The sequence below is a fragment of the Microcoleus sp. CAWBG640 genome (assembly GCF_020883015.1).
Classification (GTDB): Bacteria; Cyanobacteriota; Cyanobacteriia; order Cyanobacteriales; family Microcoleaceae; genus Microcoleus; species Microcoleus anatoxicus.
The window spans coordinates 178,588-198,713 of record NZ_JAHRFC010000002.1; the positions used below are offsets into that span (position 1 = coordinate 178,588).

Sequence of the window (20,126 nt, forward strand, 5' to 3'; positions counted from 1 at the left end):
ATCTGAGGGATACGAATTATTTATATTAACATTGAAGTGCGGATATCTGGGGAAATATTTTAACCGCAGAGAGCGCAGAGAGCGCAGAGGAAAAGAGGAATAGAGGAGAATAGCGATCGCGTTTTTCGTGAATTGTCAACGAGGTCATAATCTTCCGCTAAAATAGAATCAGATAATTTTTACGAAATCAAACTCATGGAATACAAGCAACTCGGCGACAGCGATTTATTAGTGTCTGAAATCTGTTTGGGTACGATGACTTATGGTCAGCAGAATACTGTGGAGGAAGCGGCGCAACAACTCGATTTTGCCAGAGATAGAGGTGTCAATTTTATTGATACAGCAGAAATGTATCCTGTGCCAGCTAAGCCAGAAACTCAGGGGAAAACTGAGGAATATATCGGTGAATGGTTGGTGAAGCAGCAGCGGGATAAAGTCATTTTAGCTACTAAAATAGCTGGGCGCAGTTCTCGATTAAAGTGGATTCGGGAAGGGAAAAATCAGATCGATCGCCAAAATGTCGAAACAGCACTGAATGACAGCCTGAAACGCTTGCAAACTGACTACATCGACCTCTATCAGATCCACTGGCCCGATCGCTATGTGCCACTATTTGGCGCGCCGGATTACGACATCGCCCAAGAACACGAAACTATACCTATTCTGGAACAGTTAGAGGTATTTGCTGATTTAATTAAAGCTGGGAAAATCCGCTATTTGGGTTTGAGCAATGAGACTCCTTGGGGAGTTTGCGAGTTTTGCAAGTTGGCTGAGAAACACGGTTTGCCGAAGGTTGTTTCTATTCAGAATGCTTTCAGTTTGAGCAATCGGACTTTTCACATGAATTTAGCGGAAACTTGCCGTTTTAAGCAGGTGGGATTGATGGCTTACAGTCCTTTGGGTTTTGGGCTATTGACTGGTAAATATTTGCAGGGAATTCCTGAAAATTCGCGACTGGCTTTGTTCGCTGGTTTCGGTCAGCGTTATGATAAAACTAATCTGAATGATGCGGTGCAAGCGTATGTTGAGATTGCTGCTAAATACAATTTAAGTCCTGCACAAATGGCTTTGGCTTATGTGCGATCGCGCTGGTTTGTTACGAGCACGATTATTGGTGCAACTAACCTCGAACAGTTGGAGGAAAATCTCAGTAGTTTGGAGGTGGAATTGGATAAAGAGATCGTAGCAGAAATCAATGCGGTGCACGCTAAGTATCCGAATCCGACACCGTAGGTTGGTTCGTTGTTCAATCGGCGGTTTAAACCGCTTCTACACAAACAATGTCCGCCTGCGCGGACTAAGAGTTTGAGGGAGGATTTAAGCAACCGCAAACGATAGGAGGGCGTGAGCCAGAGTGACCATCTGGCATGGGCTTTAGTCTACAGTTAAGGGGAAAAGTCAAGATTAGTTCAAATTACCCTGAGATGATCTTGACTTATCTCAGAGCCTTATGTTATAAAATGTTAAATAGAGCTCATTCAACACTTTAGACCAGATTCATCAAGTGCTTCGCTGCTTTGAGGACTTGAAAAGTTAAGTGGCTGTATTAGCATAGCCTGCATTTGGAAACCATGCTAATTTTCCGATAAAAGTTAGCTAAATTACTGTTGCAAGTTGTACGATAGCTGTTATTTCTCAAGATAACTCAAATAAATTTTGAATGCAATTAATTTTATCCAATAATCCAATAGGTTAACTCAAAATGACTAAATGGCAATCACTAACTGCTGCGGTGACATTGGGCGCGATCGCGATCGGCGCTGTCACCACATTCAATCAACCCAGTTATGCTCAAAGCGCCACCTTCTTTTGTGGCGTAAGCGACGGTATACCAACAACCTTTGCCAATACCAGCCGAGGAACGGTTCAAGTGGTGAAGTGGACTTCTGAATTTTTTACCGATTCAGGATACACCCCAGAGCGTCGTTGCCAAGAAGTATCCAGTCGCTTCCAAAGGCACCGTGAGAGAGGTCAACTGAACTTCCTCACGGCTGGATATCTTAACGGCCAGCCAGCTATTTGTGCAGGAAATAGCAGCCCTCCATGCACTTCGGAAAAATTGCTTTTCACCCTCAAACCAGGGTCTGATGCAGCCGCTCGCATCCAGCAAATATTTAATATTAGTGTTGGTGCATCTAACGCTCCCCTTCTAGAAAGTGCCGATCGCAATTCATCTGCTACCGTCGATATGAACCGATTTCTCGAACAAGCGCCTGTCGTTCAAACCGCTGGTTCGGCTCCTAATCCTGCTCTCAATTCTCCACCCGCCGCTGTTCCCACTCGCCCTCAGCCGAACGTTGAGCCGAGTAACGGTGGTGGGTGGTAGCCCGCCTTGGTACAAATAACTGAGGAATGAAGCATGAATTGGTCGAGCTTGCGGTTGAGACTCCGTTTGAGCTATTTTTTGATCGCCTGTATGGGCTGTTGGTATACTCAACAGCCAGTACAGTCCTTACCTGTCAGCAGATCGCGATTGATTGAGGTAAATGGCAGGCGAGAAAACGCTCAACAACTGACAGTAGCCCAAATCAAAAATGAGGCACGGGCGATCGCAGTTAAAGTGCTATCTGGATACGGTGCAGGTTCAGGAATATTGATTAAAAAGCAAGGCCAGACCTACACAATTCTGACCAACAATCATGTTTTAGCTATTGGTGAAAGCCACCGCATTCAAACTCCAGATGGGAAAATATATCAGGGTGAATTGCTCAAAAATCGCTCTTTTGACGGCAACGATCTCGCTTTATTACAGTTCAGAAGTACGAGGGAATATTCAGTAGCGCGGCTAGCTTCTTCGTCGATCGCAGTAGGAGATGAAGTCTTTGCTACCGGGTTTCCTGGTCAAGAAGGTTCGGAAAAAAGAGGGTTTGAATTTTTGTTAGGGACTGTTTCCTTTCTGTCTCCAAAAGCATTAGTTGGAGGTTATCAGATTGGCTATAGCAATCCAGTTGAAAAAGGAATGAGCGGCGGGCCGTTGCTCAATAGCAGGGCGGAAGTTGTGGGAATCAATGGAATGCACGCCTATCCTTTGTGGGGCGATCCTTATGTATTTAAAGATGGTTCTAAGCCGAATTTGCCAAAGGATTTAATGATCGAATCTAGTTGGGCAATTCCGATTGAGACATTTGTACAACTAGGCAATAAATCGGCAGGCGACACACCCAGAAGATCCCCTTATTCTCTCCCACATCCAGTAATTTCTTATCCTCAACCGCAAGGTGAGTATAGAGATAGCGCCCCGGAAAATGGACGGTTGTGGTGAAAGCTAATTATTGCTCAATTAGCAATTCATCTGTTGTATCTTAAATTGGCTAGAAAATTGGCAGCCTCTCTCGGCTTGGACTTTGATTTTGTAGTTTGACCTCTGGTTTGAATGAGTGGGTTCGCACATTCGACTCAGAGGTCAGATAGATATTTTTAAGCTATCGTTCAGTGAGTTGTAATCGACATAATATCAGTCGCCAAGACGCTTTGGTCATTGAGCGTAGTCGAAATGCACTCACAAAGCGGACATTTCGACCCTTCGGCTACGCTCAGGACGACGCTTCGCTCAATGACCGGAAGTATCCTAACCACCTTGGCGGTTGCTATAATATCAGTTGATTTTCTGTCGCAACTTTTGCCGCTCCTCGATCGCCGCTTGAAAGTCAGGCTTCAGCCGAATTGCTTCGTCATAGGATTTTAGTGCTTCGTCATTCCGTTTTAACTTCTCTAGAACAGCAGCTCGGTTCGCCCAAAGAAAGGGGTTATTCGGCTCGATTTCTTTGGCTTGTTCAAAAGCCGCTAACGCTTCCTCATTTCGGTTCAGCGCACTCAGCGAAATTCCCTTACCTACTAGCGCTTGAGCGTCTTTTGGTGCATAGCCGATCGCTTTGTCAAAAGATTCGATTGCTTCTTTTTGTTGGTTATTTTGACTGAAAGCTATGCCGCGATCGACCCAAGCTGGAGAAAAACTTGACCGAATTTCTAAGGCTTTATCAAAGGATTTAATCGCTTGTACAAAATCTCCTTTTTCTGCTAGTAACGTTCCTCGGTTGTGCAGCGTCAAATAATCTTCCGGGCGGATTTCCAGGGCTTTATTATAAGCTTGCAGCGCTTCATCTGCTTTCCCTGTCAGCCGCAGCGCATTGCCTTTGAGTAGCAGTGCCGGATAGAAATCCGGGTCAACTTTCAGTGCTTTTTCCGCAGAGTCAAGTGCATCGTTGAAACGCCCCAACTTGCTCAGCACAGAACCCCGTTCAACCCACCCTTTCAAATTATTCGGGTTCGCTTTAAGTTGTTCGTCATAAGTTCCCACGGCCTCCTCATAAATCTTGAGCGCTTCTGGTCGTCGATTCAAATATTCTAAGGCGATACCTTTGCTATACCAAACTGAGGGGGACTGGGGCTTGATTTCCCGCGCTTTGTCAAAGGCAGTAAGAGCATCTTCGTAGCGCTTCAAGCCAATGAAAGCTCTGCCTTTGCCATACCAGGCTTCGGGGTCGTTATCAGCAGCTTTGAGCGCTTGCTCGTGAGTGTCTAGCGCTTCTTGGTAGCGCTGCAATTCATAAAGCGTTTCGCCTTTTTTGTTTAATGTTTTGGCATCGTTCGGCTGGAGTTGCAGCGCTTTGTCATAGGCACTAATCGATCTTTCATACCGGGCTAGAGCTAGCAGCGCATCTCCCCTGCCCTTCCAAGCTTGGGCTTCATTGGGTTTGCTGTCAATGAGTTTCTGAAATGTATCTAAGGCTTTTTCTGGTTGGTACTTATCTAGCTGTTGTTTGGCTTGTTGCAAGTAGAAATTGGGTTCGTAGAGCTTCCATCCGCCAAATAATGCAGCAGTAACGATACCTGCGATCGCCACTAAGTGCCAGGGTTTAAAAGCAAACCGCTCTGTTGGGGCGATCGGTGCAGACGCTGGAGTCGGAGCGGGGCGGAGCGCTGTTTCCCGCACCTGGGTTTCCCGCACCTGGGTTTCGCGCGCCTCGGTTTCGCGCGCCTCGGTTTCCCGCACTTGCGTGGGCTGGTTGAATTCCGCTACCATCGCATCTAAGTCCCCCAGCACATCCTCAACCCTCTGGTAGCGCTGCTGAAAGTCCAAGCGCACCATTTTATCCAAAATCGCTGCCAGCTCGTCGCTCACCTGCACTTGCTCCCGCCAGTTGTGCAAATTAATCTGCAAATCCCTTATGTCTTTTCCCGTCAAAGCTTTAATCGCTGTGACACCCAAGGCGTAGATATCGCTGTTTAGGCGGGGATTGCCGTTTTGTTGTTCGGGAGGCGTATAGCCCAAGGTACTGACGGCAACAGTTTTAGCGTTTGTATCCAGCGCTGGCCGCTTGGAACTGTTAATTAGTTTGACAACACCAAAGTCAATCAGGGCTAGCTTCCCATCTCCCTTGCGCCGGATGATGTTCGAGGGTTTAATGTCTCGGTGGATGACGTTGTGGCTGTGGACGTACTGAAGGACTGACAGGATATCTTGCAACAGGGCGATCGCCTGCGGTTCCCTGAAGCGCTTCAAACGCTGGAGTTCTTCGCCTAACGTCTCCCCTTCATAAAACTCCTCTACTAGATAAAATTCTTCATTTTCTTCAAAGTGGGCAAACAGGCGCGGTATCTGGTCGTGGCCTTGTCCTAACTCGTGCAGAGTAGTCGCTTCTCGGTCAAATAGGCGTCGCGCTGTGGCTAAATCGGCAGTTTGAGGCTTGAGCTGCTTGACGACGCATTGGGGGGTTCCCGGTAACTGCGTGTCAACAGCCAGATAAGCCTGACCGAAGCCCCCGCCTCCCAACCGCCTGATAATTTTGTAGCGTCCACCTAGTATTTTCCCTTGCATGGTGTTTGACCTAAGCGAGTTTCTATTTGAGATTGAGCATTTAGTCCAAAGCGCCAGAGGTGTACTTTGGCAGCAAGGATCACTTTTGGCGATCGCCTTGCCATCTATTAACTAATAAAGGTATTCTATGAGATATAATGTGCCAAAAAACTAGAGTTGCCACTAATGGCAGAAATTAAAGCAATACAGTCAGGCAAGGCTTTATCAAAGTTTAATGTATTAAACGGAGAATATATTTATGAATAGGCTAAAGCGTACAGGCCAGCTTAAAAGGTTAGCAGTCATTGTCGGACTCGCAGGGGCGATCGCACTCGATAGTTTCTCGACCGCATTTGCCCAGCGGTTTTACCCTAATTATCGCTTTTACAACCGGGGCGCTCGCTACGAATCAGATGATACTCCCAGTTTAGTTGAGGGGCTAAGCAAAAACCGCAATCTAAAAACTTTTAGTGCCGTCTTGCAGAAAGCGAACTTAATCCCCCTGCTGTCAGGAAATAATCCGCTTACCATTCTCGCACCGACAGAGGAAGCGTTTGCTGCCTTGCCGCCAGGGATGTTGGAAAAATTATTGCGGCCAGAAAACCGAGAACTGCTGGAAAAAATAGTCAGGTATCACGTCATTCCTGGCGAAATCAGCGAGAGCGACCTCCTAAGTGGAGAACTGAAAACCCTAGACGGCAGGACAGTCAAAGTTAGTCCTAGCTCTAGCGCCACTCAACTAATTCTCAACGACGCTACTGCTAGAGAATTGCCACTGCTAGCAAAAAATGGGGTGATTGTCAGGATTGACAGGGTACTCCTGCCGCCGGGTCTGATTCCCCTGGGCGCTACTTCCAGCAGCCCGCCGATCGACCCAGAACAAACTCTTGCCGCGCAGCCCGCCCCAGTACAACGGACAAGCTTTATTTGCGCTTCTGGCGCTAACGGTTTGCCCACAACTTATGCTGTCACGAATCGAGGTCGAGTTCCAGTGATCCGCTGGTTCTCTGACTATTTCAGCTCAGGAGGATTCACCCCGGAAAGACGTTGCCAGGAGGTTTCTTCCCGCTTCCAGAATTTCTACAACTCCGGGCAACTCAACTTCATCACCAGCGGTTACGTGAACGGGCAAGCGGTGGTGTGCGCGGCACAGGCTAGCGGGCGTCCCTGTAGTGGCGCTAATGTACTATTTACCCTCAAACCGGGGTCGAATGCTGGGGAAACGGTACAGCGCTTGTTCAACATCCGCGCTGGCGCGAGCGGCCCCCTCTATGAAAGCCAAGACGAACCCAGCGCTGTTTACATTGACTTCAAGCAATTCCTGAATAACACGGTGGTTGAAGGTGCAGTGGCTTCCCCGGCCAATCCCTCGCCGGCTGGCGGTTTGGTTTGGTAGCAGGCAAGGGATTGGCCCAGAAGCTTAGAGGTAAGGGAGAGAGCAGAAGGTTCACGTTTCCTTCTGCTACCTTGCTCAAGGACACGGTTCTCCTAGCAAAATAGTGCCACACCCGCCTCCGGGGTCGTCTTTTATGCGGCTTCCCAGTCCAGAAAAGGAGGAATATTCCTTGTAAATGTCGGGGATAACATCGCTGGGATCGTCAAATGCGCCTGAAGTGCGATCGGCGGCAATGTCAAATTCGAGGCGGCCGCTGCTGCCAGAAGTCGCTTGAACCGATTGACCGGCCAACCCTCTCCTAATCAAGTCAGCAGAAGGCATCTGCAAGTTGAAGGGTAAACGCAGTCGGCTCTGCTGGATCAAGTCGATCGCCTGATTGACTTGCTGCGAAGCGCTAAACCTTTCGCTCAAGTTGTTGGTATTCGCCGCCTGTCCGGGCGCATCCGGGCGATCGCTCGATTGCAAGAAGCTGTTAGGGCTGCCCTCCTTACCACAGGATTGCTTGTTGGGGGTGCCCCGGCCATGATTGCCGACAAGACGGCCATCTTTGTCAAAGACAGGGCCACCACTCATCCCAGGGCTCGTGCAGTCGGTGTAAAAGATGCTGTAGCCTTGGTTGCTGGCATCAGGCGAGAGTTTCGCCCCCACAGAACCCCACGCTAAACGCCTCTGCCTGCGGGAAACCGGGCGGACGCTTTGGCCAGCTTGAGCTTGAGCTTGTTCGGGATCTGGCCAGCCGGAAATGTAAACCCGATCGCCGATTTTGACTGTGCTGGAATCTCCTATAGAAGCAACGGCGTAATCTTTGGAGCTGGTAAAACTGATGATGGCTAAGTCGATGCCTTTGACGGCATCTCCGTCGCTATTGCGATCGACGGTTTCTGTACCTGGGATGAAGCGATCGCGGCAACCGAATCGGATTAGCGATCGCGCCTCAGCAATGCCCCTAAGCGGGCAACCCCTGCCGTCATTGACACCTTCGATTTTGTGCACTTCCCCGTCCCAAGTGCGGATGCCGTAGAAAGGAGTCCCACCAGAGCTTTGCCAAAACCCTGGAGTATCTAAGTACCTCTGGTAAAAGTTATGAGCCACTGTTAAAACGTAGTATTTATTGCCTTCACGAGCTACTATTGCCCCTGAACCTGGGTTCCAGACTTGTCTATTTTCTAACGGGTTATTGCGGTTTTCCTCCAAGTCCCGACGCAACTCCGGGGTGAGACCGGGCGCGATCAGTACCGTTGTCTGTCGAGCGATGGAATTGATTTCCGGTGGGGAAAGTTCCGCCATAGCAGGCATTGCTTGGACTCCTATGGCGATGCCAGCAAAAAGTTGTCCTACCATCAGTTTGAACGAAAACATATTCACATTTCCTGATTAAGTTAGCTAATTTAAAACTTACGCAACTGGCACATAAAGCAGGGTGCGTCAGAACCATCCATCCTCGATAGTCGTTGTATAACCTCGTCTGACGCACCCTACAAACTACAAACTAAATGTTTTTTAACTTACTAGCCTGGAATCATGCCGATGCCACTGCAAAGGCATTTTCCCGGCTCTATTTTCTCGCTCCGCTTAGCGGTCAATGGGGCGGCCGATTGACAGGTTAGCAGGGCCCCTTACAGTATTTCGATCGCCTGAATTTCGACTCGCTGGCACTTGGATAAAAATCGCTTGCGACGGGTTATTTGGATCGACCAACTGCACGGTGGCGCTAACAAAACCATTATTTTCGTTACCGCTGGCGCTGTATTCCCTCACACCGATGACAGGATTTGGCACGCCATTAATCAAGATCGTACCATTTACGTTCAAAGTTCCTCTTTGGGGACTAGAACCAGAAATGACATTAGAAAATTGCAGGTTAGTGCCGTCAGTCGCACTAAAATTGCCTTGCAAGAAATCAGAGCGATTATCATTAATACCCACTGTCAGGGTGCCGTTAATGCCGGTTGTGAAAACTCCAGACAGAGGCTCCAGGGTAATGGGAGAATTCTGCACTGAATCGCCAGAGAAAGCATTGTCTGCCCCATCCAAGGCAGAGTTCAGGAAGTCGCCAAATCCAAACCTCGGCCTCCTCTCTTCTTCAAAAAAAGCAGTTCTTGGTCGAGGGCGAGGTGCCGCAGGTTGAGTTTCGGTTGCTTGTGCAATTAAAGTATTTTGCTGTGCAGTTTCGACCGCATTTGTTGGTGCTACCCAACTTAAACTGAGAAAGCTAAAAGCAGCAGGCAACACCCAGAGGCGGCTACCAGCTAAAATGCGCGTAATTTTTTGTCGAGTTGCCATCAAATTTTCCTCTTTTGTGAGTTAGCAGCTAACTACTACTACAGTAACAGTTAGAAGCGGAAAGTCGTGCGGATTGTGCCGATATAGATCGTGTTGTTGCTGGCAAAATTACCAGGGTTTGTCACTAAGAAGAAACCGGGCGTGACCGAAACAGAATCACTGAGGTTGAAGCGGTAGAAAGCTTCAACGTGTAGTGAAAAATCTTTGCCTCCCGGCAACCCAGTGGATGCCGAAAAATCCTCGTACTGCACCAAACTGGGCGGCTGGCCGACTATGACTCCCAGTAAGTCTCCCTGCTGGATCAGGTCAGGAAATCCTAAAGCAGTGGCAAAAGTCGTGCTGACAGCGCCGGATTGAGTTTTGGAGGCATAAGCGCCCATAACACCGCCCCAAGTGGCGAAGGTGAAGCGAGGGGTAACGCGCCATTGAAAACTGCCGCCGACAGCGCCGATATTTGAGCGCTGGTTGATGAATCCAGAAGCGTCAGCCGCGCCACTACCTGTAAAGGTGTTTAATCTGCCGTCGGGAGATGAGCCGTAAAGGACAGTCAAACCAGTTTGAGCGCTATTGCCTAATAGGAATAAAAATTGTCCGCCGGCAACCCAGTTGTCTTTACCTACAGCAAATCCCTGACCGGGATCGCTGCCATTTCTCGCGCCGTAAGCTAACTGCAAGCGGAAGCGGCGGCCGATCAGCCAGTCCATCCCTACGCCTGTATCTAAGTCGCCGATTTTTAAGATGGGGTTGGCTTCTCCGAAGCGGGAAATGGCTCCTCGACCATTGTCATAGAAGGGCGAGTTAGCGGTGAGTACGCTGCTGAGGTTAAAACCTGCGGGGCGGAGGGTGACAACAATGCGATCGTTTAAGACTGGGAAGCGGTACTCTACCGCTGAAAGCTGGATTTTGTTGTCGGTATCTGACTGAAAGGATAGCAGCGAAGTAAAGGTGTTGAGGGCGCTAGGTTCGGCAAAGCCTCGGCCTTTAAAATTCCCTGATTGCAGTTCGATTCGCAGCCTGTCTTTTCCTGTAAAGGTAGTGACAGTTTGCAGTCGCACTGAGTTTGTGAAGGCGAGGTTGGATTTGCCTTCGCCCGGAGGGTTCCCACCCCACGCTTGAGACAGCGCGAAGATCGCTTCTCCGCCAAAAATTGTCGTGCTGCGGGTAAAACGATTGGCTTCTAATTCTGTTGTCCGCGCTTCTAGCAAGTCAACTCGACCCCGCAGGGTTGCTAGTTCCGCTGCAAATTCTTCTTGCAGCCGTTGCACGATGCTTAAGTCTTCTTTGGTAATTTTATCGGCACTCTTGGCTCCAATTTGGCTTCTAATTTGGTCTAAGCAAGCATTCAAGCCAGCAGCAAATTCGTAGCGAGTTAGTGCTCGATTGCCTCGGAAAGTACCGTCGGGGTAGCCAGCAATGCAGCCGTAACGCTCAACCAGTGATTGCAGGGCGCCAAAAGCCCAGTCTGTTGGCTTGACGTCTGAGAGTTGGGAAACAGATGTGACTTGCGTCATTAAGTTGGATGCTGAGTTGTTTTCTGTTTCTTGAACTACCTGATTGACCGGTGTCGGCGTGCCGAGGGTCGGGGTCGTATTTAAGGATTGAGCGATGGCTCTTGCTGGTGCATTTTTTTGAAATTTTGGTTGTTTATTTGTTCGGGTTTCAGAAGGTGTTGCTGTGGGCGTATTGGATGAATTGTTTGGTATTGTTGGAGCCAATTCTGATTGGTTATTGTCGGTAATAGCGATCGGATTGGATGAATTGTTTGGTATTATTGGAGACAATTCTGATTGGCTCTTGCCAGTAACAGCGATTTTGGGCTCTGATGTTACTGATTCTAGGTCTGGATTTCTTTCGGTTGGTTCGATCGGCTGATCGCCAACGGCGGGTTCTGGGTCGATCGGCAAACCCGATCGCGCCAAGACGACACCCCCACCGGCGAATTTATAGGAACCGATCGATTTTTGCTTCCTGACTGCCCGATCGCCCCTAAGCAGCTCTAAACTGCTTGGAGCAGCGCCCGCAAGCTGCTCTTGGCTGGCATTAATAATCTGTGGCGCTGGTTCGGCAACGTTTCCTTGCGACTCTACCGAAGGTAGATCCTCAGAAGTTTCGGCAATTGCCGCAGGCGATGCCAACAGGATTCCCCAGATGCTGTACAGTAATAAATATTTTGCTTTCATGCTCGCTCCTCACACTGACAAGTTATAGCTACCGTAGCTAAGCTGTATGTTACATTTTTTACCACTTTTTAGATTAAAAATATTAATTTTTCTTAAACAACGCCCGATAGTTAAGAAGATAAACATCTTTGACAAAAGTCAGTGGCAGTGTGAGATAAAAGACATAAGATTAATGGAAATAGCTCTCTATGCCTGTATCGCCAGCAATTTTAAAAATTCACAAGGGTAGCGAGCCTGTCTGGGAATACTCAGTTAATACTGAAGTCGTAACTATCGGGCGCGCTACCAACAGTGATTTAGTCATTAATGACCCCCTTGTGTCGCGTCAACACGCTCAAATCAGTAGAAAAGGCGATCGCTATCAAATTACAGACTTCGGCAGCACTGACGGCACTCGCGTCAACAACATCCGGCTCAAACCGAACATTCCTCACTTCCTAGCAAACGGGGACACGATCGGCATTGGCAATAGCGAATTGGGCTTGATCGTTCAGGGAGACGATCGAGATCCCACTGTTATTGAAGTTCAAAAACCTGTAGATGAACACGTAACAGTTGCAGCTTTGGTTGGGGATGAAACAGTCTTCGTCAGCCAGATAGATATGCGCGGCCGCGATCGCCTGACAATTGGGCGGGATTCACAAAACGACACGGCGATCGAACACCCATCCGTTTCTCGCTTCCACGCTCGCTTGGAACGGCAAAGCGGCTCCGTCATTATCAAAGATTTGGACTCGACGAACGGTACCTATGTCAACGGCATAGCCGTTAAAGAACAAAGGGTACTGAAAGTCAATGACAGCATCCGTATCGGCCCGTGCCGTTTTGTCTTAAATGTCGATGAAACCTTTGCCACTTATAACGAACAAGGCAACTTACGGCTTGATGCTATCGGCCTGACTAAGGTTGTGGGGAAAGGCACGAAACTGCTGAATGATATTTCCTTGAGCATTAAGGCGCGGGAATTTGTGGCGATCGCCGGTGTCAGTGGCGGCGGCAAGTCCACCCTTCTTGATGCCCTCAACGGCTTCCGGCCCGCTACCAGCGGTTCCGTTCTCGTCAACGGAGTTGACCTATACAAGAACTTCAACGCCTACCGCAACGAACTCGGCTACGTTCCCCAGAAAGATATCATCCACCTGGAATTGACTGTCGAGCAAGCCCTCGACTACGCCGCCCAACTGCGGATGCCTGCGGACACCCGGAAGGTGGAACGCAAACAGCGCGTCAAAGAAGTGTTGCAAGATTTGGGGCTGACTCACCGCAAAGACGTGCAAGTCAAGGCGCTCAGCGGAGGCCAGCTTAAGCGGGTATCGATTGGCGTGGAACTGCTCACCAAACCCAGCTTGTTTTTCCTTGATGAAGCCACGTCTGGACTAGACCCCGGCACTGAGGTGGAAATCATGCAGCTCTTGCGAGAACTAGCAGACCAAGGCCGTACCATATTGTTGATCACCCATGCCACCGAAAATGTCACCCTCTGCGACTTGGTAATCTTCATGGCAGCAGGTGGCAGAGTAGCTTACTGCGGGCCGCCACAAGAAGCTCCGGCTTACTTTGGGGTGCAGAAATTCAATGAAATTTACCGCAAGGTAGAGCGGGAAGAGTCGCCGGACTACTGGCAACAGCGCTACCTCCTGTCTTCTCAGTATCAAAAATATGTGGTAGAGCGACAGCTATCACGACCACCAGCCGTGGGTGGTGAATTGCAACAACCCCGTGCTAAAAAACGGTTAGCTCATCGAGCTAAGCGAGTTTCGGCGTTCAGAGAGTTTGCCATTTTGTCCCAAAGAAATCTAGCAATCTTAATACAGGACAAAGCCAGTTTATTTTTAATGCTTGCCGTTGCTCCAACTCTAGGGCTGCTGGATTTTGTTACTTGGAAGCGCAACTTATTTAGCCTCGAAACAGGAGATGCAGGTCAGGCAATTACTATGCTCTTCGTCACAGCTTTGATTGCTGTGATGGTCGGCAGCCTCGCCACTATGCGGGAAATTGTCAAAGAAAACGATATCTATCGGCGGGAACGGGCGATCGGGCTGCAAATCATCCCTTACATTTTGTCGAAAGTTTGGGTAGGTATTCTCTTGGCTTTGTATCAAGCTGCTGTCTTTTTGCTGTTTAAAAAGTTGGCGATCGACTTGCCAGGGGGTACGGAAGCGTTAACAGGGATGTACGTCACCCTATTCCTAGCCTCGATCGCAGGCATGATGATGGGGCTATTTGTATCAGCTCTTTCACCGAACCAAAATATCGCACCGCTGCTGACCATCATCTTTCTCGTCCCGCAAATTACCTTTGGTGGCGGGATGCTACCCATCGACGCTCTTGGGGTAACAGGTCGCCTCGTCAACCAAATTACCATTACTAAATGGTCCTTTGAGTCGCTGTTGACCCAGAGTAATCTGGGGAGTAACATTGTTGACGATCCCTGCTGGCAGTTAAGTAAGGACGATCGCAACAATTTGTCGCCAACCGACAAGACAAACCGCTGTGAGTGTCTGGGAGAAAAACTATTCAAGACTTGCCAGTTTCCCGGAATCAAGGGTAAATACGATCCTGTAATCGACCAAACGGAACCCGCGAAGCCGCAAGATCCTGGCAAAGCGCCGGACAATCCCGCTGAGTTTGGTACTTACCAGAAAAAAGTTGATAGTTACAAAGCGGAGATTGATACTTGGCAAAAAGACTACAGCGAGTGGAAAGGGAAATATGAGGGAACGATTAAAGGCGGAGAAGCTCTGTTAGAGAACTTTTATGACAAATACGGTTCAATGTTCAAGGTGAATGTTAGGCAATATTGGGGTATCCTTTGTTTGCAAATTTTGGTTTTGTTGGGTCTCACTTTAGTGGTTCAGAAGCGTAAGGATATCGTCTAATTCTGTGTAGTTAATTATCCCCTTTATGAAGGAGGCGGTTGAAACCGCTTTTACACAAACAAATTCCTAGCAGAGGGGACTAAGAAATCGGAAAAGTGTTTCAGCCGGATTTGTCATTAGTAGGTTGGGTTGAGGTAACGAAACCCAACTTACAAGTTTTAATATTATGTATCTTGTAAGCTGCTACGCATTTAAATTGAATCCATTAAAAAGAAATCCTGATGGCACACTTAAGTATGGTTATCCTGTAGTAAATATTTCAAATTTTTCATAATTAAATAGGAGGAGCGAGTATGAATAACAGTCAAAACTTTCATTTTAAATTAGGAGAACGTTTTTTAGAAAATTACGCCGCTCCTCCTGAAGATCCATTGGGAGAACTTAGTCATTTTGAAATGGCTATCCGGCGTTTTTGTTTTGAATACGACCATAAAGTATCAATAGAAATAGGTGATGAGAAAATACAGGTATTTTTAGACCCTGATATTTGTATGATTTTGGACGATACTCTGCCTGAACAAATTAGAAAACTGTCACAAGGTAAGCCAATAGAAATAGATTTTGCTGAAAGTTGTACGCTAAGTATCAAGTTAGTACCCACGGACGATCGCATTAGCTGTACTTTGAGCAAGTTTGGAGTTTCTGGCTGGGAAAAGGTTTTTGAGTTCGATCGCACTCACGTATTAGATGTGCTGAGAGGTTTTCTTCAGGAAGTGATGCAGCTAGCTGTAGATAAGGGTTACATCACGTTGGAAGAGAAGGAGGAGTTTATTCGTCCGGCTTTTGCTAGCAGTACCGATGCTGCGGTATTGAGTAAGTAGTTGGTTTGGGTGGTGTTTTGGGCGATCAGCCTTTTTTAATATAATGACGGACAAGTTTCAATCCCTAATAAATATTTAGGTTAATTGCATTTTTAAAAGTTCCGTCCCACATCTTGCTAAATGTATCGGTTTCAATCCCTAATAGAGATTTAGGTTAATTGCCACTCAAAAACGCAACCAGTTGCGCTTTTGACAGAGAATAAAGCTGTTTCAATCCCTAATCGGGATTTAGGTTAATTGTGGCTATGCAGGATTTAACGCTAAATACCGCTTTGCAGTTTCAATTCTTAATTAAGTTAATTAATACCTCACATTCAATTACTATCTCATTTCCTATCCTGTTTCGTTTTTCTATATCCCGTTTTGCTGTACTGGTAACACAGGATAAAGAAAAAAGAAAGGGTAATTTATCCACAAATTTTTGATTGACTACTAGCCAGCTAATGTGCTAATAATAAATAAAGAACGTCCTTACTACTTGGAGGTGTTAGGGACGCTCTATTCAAACCACGAATTCTAGAACGGTAGCATTGAACTGCATTAAGCCGTTCTCAGGATTCTGGATGTTATTTAATTTATGCAAAACAATGATACCACAAAATCACGCGCGATCGCTACTCGAAAAGCTGCTCGCTCATCCTCATGGTTTCGAGATAGCCCGTATGGTTTATGGGTCGCACCAAAACAGTCAAGAGCATACATCATCGGACATTCAGCGCGATCTGCAAAAACTCAAAGACAGAGTGACTACCTTAGAACGCTTACACTCTGAGGATGAGGATCGGAAAGATAAAAACCGTGGATGGGAGTATGAGTCAGATTCCTGGGATAACAATGGTTTATCAAAAGCCGACTCCTTGGAACGGGAATATTCACCCGAAAGACTAGGAATCTCATAGAAAGTACGATCGCCCTTTCCATCCATCCCTAAAAATAGGATAATGGAAAAAGGCGATCGCACTTTAGCCTAAAAATTTTTACTCAGAAAAACTATGAGTACAATTCGTTTGCAACTAGCTGAATACCTTAAGAGTCGAGGTTTCACCCCTGACAGCTTGGTAGAAGTAATCCCCGAAACAGTCAATCCTGAAACCATCTACCAACTGATCCAAAAAGCCGAAAATCTGCACCAGATAGACTTATCCCTTCTAGCTACCGTAATCGATGGCTTGAGCAAACTCAATGGTTTTCCTGTCGGTATTGGAGAAGTGCTCATACTTTTCCCTTATATTTCTGACGAAGAGTTGGAAAACTCAACTTGGCGCGAACTTTACCTAGAAGGTGAAATTCCACCCTATGATTGGGGAGATGTAGACCCCATGACACTTGGTAAAGCCGTGCGCTATCTACCTGGGGTAGGCTGCGTTATTGTTGAAGAAGAAGGGGTCGAAAAATCCAGTGTCTAATATAACCCTCCGGGATATTGTACTGGTTGATTTCGCCCCTCAAATACCTCCATTTCACGAACAGCAAGGAAAACGTCCTGCTTTAGTAGTCGGGATACCCAGTCAAACAGGTGCGATACGTTTTCCGCTGGTAATTGTTGTGCCGATAACCAGACAATCAGGAAATTGGGCTGCACAAAATCCCATCTTATACCCAAGTCTTCCGGCAGGAGTGGGAAATCTCATTTCCGACTCGACAGTATTGCTGGATCAAATACGTGCTGTAGATATGCGACGAGTATCGCGCTATCTTGGCACTTTAACCCATGAAGAGTATCAGCCGATCGCAGATGGACTGAAAGCTCTATTCAATTTTTCAATTATTCCTTAATGACCTAACAGTTTATCGCGCAGATGCTTAATGCGATCGCACAATCTCCGCCCAATCTTCAACCCGCGCAGGCGGGTTTTGTTAGTGTAGACGCGGTTTCAACCGCCGGGTTTAATGTCCCAATAACTTATCCCGCAAATGCTTAATTCGATCGCGCAATTTACCAGCCTCCTCAAACTCCAACTTCTTCGCCGCCTCCTTCATCTGCCCTTCCAACCGCCCAATCAACTGAGGAATCTCATCCAAAGATAAGTCATTCACCTGTTCGTAAACCTCCTCCAACTGCTGAGAATTCAGCTTCCGCGACACATCCAAAAACGCCAAAATCGCATTACTCGATCGCTTTTTGGCGATCGGCTGCGGCGTAATCCCGTGCATCTTATTATACGCCAACTGGATGCCCCGACGGCGATCGGTTTCATCGATCGCCCTAACCATACTATCCGTCAAATTATCCGCATACAAAATCGCCTGTCCCTGAATATGGCGCGCCGCCCGCCCAATAGTTTGAATCAAAGAACGTCCCGATCGCAAAAACCCCTCCTTATCCGCATCCAAAATCACCACCAGAGACACCTCCGGCAAATCCAAACCTTCCCGCAACAAGTTCACCCCAATCAATACATCAAACTTTCCATCCTGCAAATCTTGGATAATTTCAATGCGTTGAATCGACTGGATTTCTGAGTGTAAATACCGGACTCGAATCGCCCTCTCCTGCAAATATTCCGTTAAATCTTCCGCCATCCGCTTCGTCAGAGTCGTCACCAAAACTCGCTCATTCAGACGAACTCTCTCATTGATTTCACCCAACAAATCATCAATTTGTCCAGCAGTCGGACGCACAAATATCGTCGGATCGACCACTGCCGTCGGTCTGATTACCTGTTCAGCAACTCTGCCGCCAGAAATCTCGATTTCCCAATCCCCAGGCGTTGCAGATACAAAAATGCACTGATTGGCTTTTTCCCAGAATTCCTCTGCTTTCAAAGGGCGATTGTCCGCAGCACTCGGCAAACGAAAACCATGTTCGATTAATGTTTTTTTGCGCGCTTGATCGCCGTTGTACATTCCCCGAATTTGCGGTACTGTAACGTGGGATTCATCGATAACTAACATCCAATCTTTAGGGAAATAATTAATCAAACATTCTGGCGGTTCCCCGGCATTTCTGCCTGCTAAATGGCGAGAATAATTCTCGACTCCGTTACAGTATCCTACCTCGCGTAGCATTTCCAAATCATAGCGAGTGCGCTGTTCTTGTCGCTGTGCTTCTAATAGTTTACCATTTTTTTCTAATTCTTCCAGCCGCGCTTCTAGTTCTTGTTCAATTGCGGTACAAGCTGATTCTAATCTCTCTTTTGGGGTAACAAAGTGGCGCGCTGGATAAATATTTAAAGCTTCGACATTTTGAATTATTTTACCTGTCACCGGGTCAACGTAGCGAATGGCATCGATTTCGTCGCCGAATAATTCAACGCGAATAATTCGATCTTCGTAGGCGGGGCCAATTTCCAAAACATCGCCTTTGACGCGAAATTTGCCTCTACCTAAGTCGATGTCATTTCGGCTGTATTGGACATTAACCAAATCTCGCAAGATTTGCCGCTGATCGACTTCCATTCCTACTCGCAAGGGGATGGCTGCTTTCAGGTATTCGGCGGGCATTCCCAAACCGTAGATGCAGCTAATGGAGGCTACAACTATGACATCGCGGCGTTCAAAGAGCGATCGCGTGGCAGAGTGTCGCAGCATATCAATTTCTTCATTAATTGCCGCCGTTTTCTCAATGTAAGTATCGCTGACGGCGATGTATGCTTCCGGTTGATAATAGTCGTAATAACTAACAAAATATTCGACTGCATTGTTGGGGAAAAAATTACGCAGTTCGTTGCACAGTTGGGCTGCAAGGGTTTTGTTGTGGGCGAGCACTAATGTGGGTCTGCCGATCTTTTCAATAACCGCCGCAATTGAAAAGGTTTTGCCCGTACCTGTGGCGCCGAGTAAGGTTTGAAATCGATCGCCTGCTTGGATGCTTTTGACCAGTTGGGCGATCGCTACCGGTTGGTCGCCTGTAGGCTCAAAGGGCGCTTGTAATTCAAAAGATGCTGCCGCAGTTACCATAGGAAAATGTAGCTATTACTAATAAATATTAACAAAAATGCAATTAATTTGCAATTTAGTTGAGAAACTTGTTAGAGTTTATAATACTATTTTAACATTGACCAAAATAGAAAGCAGAAAGCCTAGAAAAGCAGTTGTCCCAGTCCGACGCTTTCCGAACCCAGCAATCAAAAGCCCAATAATTCAACAGGAAAAAATTATGACTCTCAGCCCCAAAGGTAAAGGTAATGCGATCGCCCGTCGTGGTAAAGCAGCTTCCAAAAGCGAAGCGACAGTAGCCAGCGATGCCAACGCAACAGGAATTCAACTCTATCTCCCTGCTGGCTTGCCCAATCGCCCGATCGGTCCAAATGATTTTACGGTAAGCGAGATCGTCTCGATATCGGGACATCGCCCGATCGGCACTAGCACCCTACACATCAGCGAAACCTACGGCATAGTCGGCAACCGCCCGGTAGAAGCCAGTGACTTGGAAGTAGTCGCTACCTTGGGGAGACGCCCGATCGGCTCTAGCACGATGCAAGTCAGTGAAATGTTCAGTATGTCCGGTGCGCGGCCTGTGGGTGTCAGCACTCTTCACATTGATGAAGTTTACTCCACCATGGGTGGAAATCGCCCCATTGCCTCCAATGACATTGACGATAGCTCTACTTTAATGGGATTTTTAGATTAAGTTATTAGTTGACAGTTGACTGTTGTCCGTTGACTGTTGACAGTGCTTATGAGTTATATCAAATCCGGTATCATCGGAATTATTAATATTACTCACAGCCAGGAGACGGCAGTGCCGTTTCCCTACAGTTGATCTGGGTAGGGACACTCCAAAAGCCGTCTCCTCTATATTATTTCGGTGTAACCGGATTTAATATA

Annotated in this window: 15 protein-coding genes; 10 read left to right on the plus strand and 5 right to left on the minus strand. The window is 47.4% G+C overall.

Annotated elements, in window-relative coordinates:
- Positions 1–195 precede the first annotated feature (195 nt).
- The 3 genes from AAFP11_RS02215 (at position 196) to AAFP11_RS02225 (ending at position 3,262) form a co-directional block, all read left to right on the plus strand.
- A complete protein-coding gene (locus AAFP11_RS02215) occupies positions 196–1,233 on the plus strand; it encodes an aldo/keto reductase (RefSeq protein WP_341735545.1) in 1,038 nt (345 codons plus the stop codon).
- Between the two features lie 469 nt (positions 1,234–1,702).
- Positions 1,703–2,326 carry a COP23 domain-containing protein gene (locus tag AAFP11_RS02220; RefSeq protein ID WP_341735546.1) on the plus strand — a complete coding sequence of 208 codons (624 nt, stop codon included), beginning with the start codon at positions 1,703–1,705 and terminating at the stop codon, positions 2,324–2,326.
- A 33-nt stretch (positions 2,327–2,359) separates the two neighbouring features.
- Positions 2,360–3,262 carry a serine protease gene (locus AAFP11_RS02225; protein WP_341735547.1) on the plus strand — a complete coding sequence of 301 codons (903 nt, stop codon included), beginning with the start codon at positions 2,360–2,362 and terminating at the stop codon, positions 3,260–3,262.
- Between the two features lie 333 nt (positions 3,263–3,595).
- On the opposite strand, the gene AAFP11_RS02230 is transcribed toward AAFP11_RS02225, so the two are convergent.
- Positions 3,596–5,818, minus strand: a complete 2,223-nt coding sequence (locus AAFP11_RS02230; protein WP_341735548.1) for a tetratricopeptide repeat protein — start codon at positions 5,816–5,818, stop codon at positions 3,596–3,598.
- Between the two features lie 238 nt (positions 5,819–6,056).
- Between AAFP11_RS02230 and AAFP11_RS02235 the strand changes: the two genes are divergently transcribed.
- A complete protein-coding gene (locus AAFP11_RS02235) occupies positions 6,057–7,193 on the plus strand; it encodes a COP23 domain-containing protein (RefSeq protein ID WP_341735549.1) in 1,137 nt (378 codons plus the stop codon).
- 75 nt (positions 7,194–7,268) lie between these two features.
- On the opposite strand, the gene AAFP11_RS02240 is transcribed toward AAFP11_RS02235, so the two are convergent.
- The 3 genes from AAFP11_RS02240 to AAFP11_RS02250 all read right to left on the minus strand — a co-directional run bounded on the left by AAFP11_RS02240 (position 7,269) and on the right by AAFP11_RS02250 (position 11,656).
- Positions 7,269–8,552 carry a serine protease gene (locus tag AAFP11_RS02240; protein ID WP_341735550.1) on the minus strand — a complete coding sequence of 428 codons (1,284 nt, stop codon included), beginning with the start codon at positions 8,550–8,552 and terminating at the stop codon, positions 7,269–7,271.
- A gap of 213 nt (positions 8,553–8,765) precedes the next feature.
- Positions 8,766–9,476 carry a hypothetical protein gene (locus AAFP11_RS02245; RefSeq protein ID WP_341735551.1) on the minus strand — a complete coding sequence of 237 codons (711 nt, stop codon included), beginning with the start codon at positions 9,474–9,476 and terminating at the stop codon, positions 8,766–8,768.
- A 50-nt stretch (positions 9,477–9,526) separates the two neighbouring features.
- Positions 9,527–11,656 (minus strand): iron uptake porin, encoded by a 2,130-nt coding sequence (locus tag AAFP11_RS02250; RefSeq protein WP_341735552.1) that lies wholly within the window; start codon positions 11,654–11,656, stop codon positions 9,527–9,529.
- A 188-nt stretch (positions 11,657–11,844) separates the two neighbouring features.
- On the opposite strand from AAFP11_RS02250, the gene AAFP11_RS02255 reads away from it, so the two are divergent.
- The 5 genes from AAFP11_RS02255 to AAFP11_RS02275 all read left to right on the plus strand — a co-directional run bounded on the left by AAFP11_RS02255 (position 11,845) and on the right by AAFP11_RS02275 (position 17,132).
- Positions 11,845–14,535, plus strand: a complete 2,691-nt coding sequence (locus AAFP11_RS02255; RefSeq protein WP_341735553.1) for an FHA domain-containing protein — start codon at positions 11,845–11,847, stop codon at positions 14,533–14,535.
- A gap of 293 nt (positions 14,536–14,828) precedes the next feature.
- A complete protein-coding gene (locus tag AAFP11_RS02260) occupies positions 14,829–15,356 on the plus strand; it encodes a hypothetical protein (protein WP_341735554.1) in 528 nt (175 codons plus the stop codon).
- Between the two features lie 587 nt (positions 15,357–15,943).
- Complete coding sequence (locus AAFP11_RS02265; protein WP_341735555.1) at positions 15,944–16,255, plus strand: hypothetical protein; 312 nt, start codon at positions 15,944–15,946, stop codon at positions 16,253–16,255.
- 93 nt (positions 16,256–16,348) lie between these two features.
- A complete protein-coding gene (locus AAFP11_RS02270) occupies positions 16,349–16,762 on the plus strand; it encodes a hypothetical protein (RefSeq protein WP_341735556.1) in 414 nt (137 codons plus the stop codon).
- On the plus strand, positions 16,755–17,132 hold the full coding sequence (locus tag AAFP11_RS02275) for a type II toxin-antitoxin system PemK/MazF family toxin (protein WP_341735557.1): 378 nt from the start codon (positions 16,755–16,757) through the stop codon (positions 17,130–17,132). Before AAFP11_RS02270 ends, AAFP11_RS02275 begins: the two co-directional genes overlap by 8 nt.
- 111 nt (positions 17,133–17,243) lie before the next feature.
- Here the strand turns inward: AAFP11_RS02275 and uvrB are convergent, their stop codons facing one another.
- A complete protein-coding gene (gene uvrB, locus AAFP11_RS02280) occupies positions 17,244–19,256 on the minus strand; it encodes an excinuclease ABC subunit UvrB (protein WP_341735558.1) in 2,013 nt (670 codons plus the stop codon).
- Between the two features lie 199 nt (positions 19,257–19,455).
- Here uvrB and AAFP11_RS02285 point away from each other — a divergent pair, with 199 nt between their 5' ends.
- A complete protein-coding gene (locus tag AAFP11_RS02285) occupies positions 19,456–19,929 on the plus strand; it encodes a hypothetical protein (RefSeq protein ID WP_341735559.1) in 474 nt (157 codons plus the stop codon).
- The last annotated feature ends 197 nt before the right edge of the window (positions 19,930–20,126 follow it).